Here is a 2,941-nt window from a genome sequence, read left to right on the forward strand (position 1 = left end):
GATCAAGAGACAGCCGCGAGCGGAGGCTTTAAAATCAGTTTGAGCGGAAAAGCTTACTGCTGGTGCGCGTATGGCGTCCCCATTACGGTCGGCTTGCCATTTTCCATGCTTTCATCGAATGCGATAGCATTTTTTACGAACAGGTTGATAACGGTTGAGCCAAGCTTGAAGCGGCCCATTTCTTCACCTTTCTTCAAGATAACTGCTTTATCGCCTTCTGCTGGGTAGTCCCATTTGTAAACCGAGTTACCACGTGGTGGCGTGATAGTGCCAGCCCATACTTGCTCGATGCTACCTACGATGGTTGCACCAACCAGTACTTGTGCCATTGGGCCAAACTCAGTATCAAAGATACATACTACGCGTTCATTGCGTGCGAATAGGTTTGGCACGTTCTCTGCGGTTAATGGGTTCACCGAGAATAGATCTCCAGGTACGTAAATCATCTGACGCAGAGTACCGTCACATGGCATATGTACACGGTGGTAATCACGAGGCGATAGGTACAAGGTTGCGAAAGAGCCATCTTGGAACTCTTCAGCCAGTTTTGCGTCACCGCCAAGCAGTTCTTGTGCTGAGAAGTTATGGCCTTTAGCTTGGATAAGCTGACCATCTTCAATCGGACCAAATTGGCTTACGCACGCGTCCGCAGGGTGAGTGATCACGGCATCGCCTTCCGCGATTGGGCGTGCGCCGTCTTTTAACTCACGAACAAAGAACTCGTTGAAGGTTTTGAAGTGCTTAGGATCGGAGTGCTTCGCCTCATCCATGTTCACGTTGTATTGCTTGATAAACCAGCGAATGACTGCTGTTGTTAGACCGCCAGCCTCAGCTGAGGCCAGTTTACCCACTAGACGTGTTAGTCCATGTTGTGGGATCCAGTACTGCAGTCCAACTTTAATCTTGTCCATCTTTAATTCCGATACTTCTGTTAGATTCTCGCTTTAGGGCGCGTGATGTTACTGAAATTTCATCTGCTTGTCAGTATTAGGTGATGATTTCTTACACAGTTGCAGTCTTAACTCAGTTAAAGATCCGTTTTCTTGTTACGTGAGTACTGACGGTTGGCTTTGTTTTCTACCATGCTTTCTAGAATTCGATGGTAGTTTTCAAAACGCACTTCACTAATTTCGCCTTTCTCTACTGCTTCACGCAAGATGCAGCCAGGATCATCATTGTGTTTACAGTCGCGGAACTTACAACCACCAAGATAAGGGCGGAATTCAACGAACGCTTTGGTCACTTCTTCTGCTTCTAAGTGCCACAAACCAAATTCACGTACTCCTGGAGAGTCAATCAGATCGCCACCAGTTGGGATGTGGTACAAGCGAGCGGCTGTGGTTGTATGCTGACCCAAACCAGAGTTCTCTGAGATCTCGCCTTCTTCCACTTCCTGCTCAAGTTCAGGCATCAGTGCGTTTACTAGGCTCGATTTACCTACGCCAGATTGACCAACGAAAATATTGATACGATCACGCAATTGCTCTTCAAGTTCTGCAATGCCCTCGCTTGATTGTTTACTTACAAACAGTACTTTGTAGCCGATACGTTTGTATTCTTCTAGCCACTCTTCGTACATTGCTCGATCTTCATCAGCAAGCAAGTCGATTTTGTTGAGTACCAATAGCGGGGCAATGTTCAGTGTTTCGGACGCCACTAGGTAGCGGTCGATGATGTTGAGTGAAAGCTCAGGCAAAACCGAAGACACGATCACCATTTGGTCGATGTTAGCGGCGACAGGTTTCAAGCCATCGTAGTAGTCAGGACGAGTTAGCATCGATGTGCGAGGTTCTACGGCTTCAACCACGCCAGAAATACCTGCCATTGATTCAAGTCCTTCACGCCAAAGTACGCGATCGCCGGATACCAGTGATTCGATACCACGACGAAGGTTACAGCGCTGCACCTCACCTGTTTCTAGATCTTCGATGTCAGCGTGCTGACCGAAACGAGTGATGACGAGACCCTGTTTACTTGCGCCTAGCATGGTTTCATCCCACTGGATGGACTCTTCTTGCTTTTTTAGGCGTTTTTGTTGGTTGCTGCGTACGCGGCGCACCTGACCTTTGGTTAACTTTTTCTTTTTTGCCACAATCTTGTACTTAATGTGAGTTAACTCAGTTGATTGAGCACGCTTTCGGCTCAAACTCGTGAGTATCGTGTTTCAAGTATTTTCAGGTATAGTACCTCTTTTATCGATAAACAAATAGGCGGCGTAACCATGTCCTTTAGCGATCAAAACCTGATTTGGGTGGATTTAGAGATGACAGGCCTCGATCCTGAAACGCACAAAATCATCGAAATTGCTTCTATCGTCACGGATAGTGAATTGAATATTTTGGCTGAAGGTCCTGTTCTTGCTGTACATCAGCCTGAAGAAGAGCTGGTGAAGATGGATGATTGGTGTACCAATACGCACACTTCAAGTGGCTTGGTTGAGCGCGTTCGTAACAGTGATGTTTCTGAACAAGATGCTGTTGCGCAGACCATCGAATTTCTTGAGAAATGGGTACCAAAGGGTGTTTCTCCAATTTGTGGTAACAGCATTGGTCAGGATCGCCGTTTCTTGTACAAGCATATGCCTGAATTGGAAGAATACTTCCACTACCGTTATTTGGACGTGAGCACGCTAAAAGAACTGACTCGCCGCTGGAAACCAGAAGTGTTAGACGGTTTTTCGAAGCAGGGCACGCATCTAGCATTGGATGATATCCGTGAGTCGATTGCTGAGCTAAAGTACTACCGCGAAACGATCTTTAAGATCTAACTGTTAAGGCTGCGATCCAAATTGTTGTAATTAATGAGCGTTTTGCTTGCTTTTTCATCTGTCAGCAAAAAAATAAAGTTTTTTTGAACGAAGGACTTGCATCACAAAAAAATGCTCTTATAATTCGCAGCCCTGAACGACGGAAACGTTGTTGATGCGACACTAGCTCAGTTG

Annotated in this window: 3 protein-coding genes; 1 reads left to right on the forward strand and 2 read right to left on the reverse strand. The window is 46.2% G+C overall.

Features of this window, described 5'->3' with window-relative positions:
• Positions 1 to 53: 53 nt before the first annotated feature.
• Positions 54 to 911, reverse strand: coding sequence for an archaetidylserine decarboxylase (asd, locus tag KIV40_RS19680; protein ID WP_012126480.1), 858 nt, complete (start codon positions 909 to 911; stop codon positions 54 to 56).
• A gap of 116 nt (positions 912 to 1,027) precedes the next feature.
• Entirely contained in the window at positions 1,028 to 2,092 is a 1,065-nt protein-coding gene (gene rsgA, locus KIV40_RS19685; protein ID WP_041853445.1) for a small ribosomal subunit biogenesis GTPase RsgA, read from the reverse strand.
• Positions 2,093 to 2,221: 129 nt separating this feature from the next.
• Here rsgA and orn point away from each other — a divergent pair, with 129 nt between their 5' ends.
• A complete protein-coding gene (gene orn, locus KIV40_RS19690; protein ID WP_012126478.1) occupies positions 2,222 to 2,767 on the forward strand; it encodes an oligoribonuclease in 546 nt (181 codons plus the stop codon).
• Positions 2,768 to 2,941 lie beyond the last annotated feature (174 nt).

The sequence above is a fragment of the Vibrio sp. D173a genome, from assembly GCF_030248475.1.

What these genes read in the sequence shown, in the direction of transcription:
- orn (WP_012126478.1), top strand. Translation starts at nt 2,222, where the DNA reads ATGTCCTTTAGCGATCAAAACCTGATTTGGGTGGATTTAGAGATGACA.
- asd (WP_012126480.1), bottom strand. Translation starts at nt 911, where the DNA reads ATGGACAAGATTAAAGTTGGACTGCAGTACTGGATCCCACAACATGGA.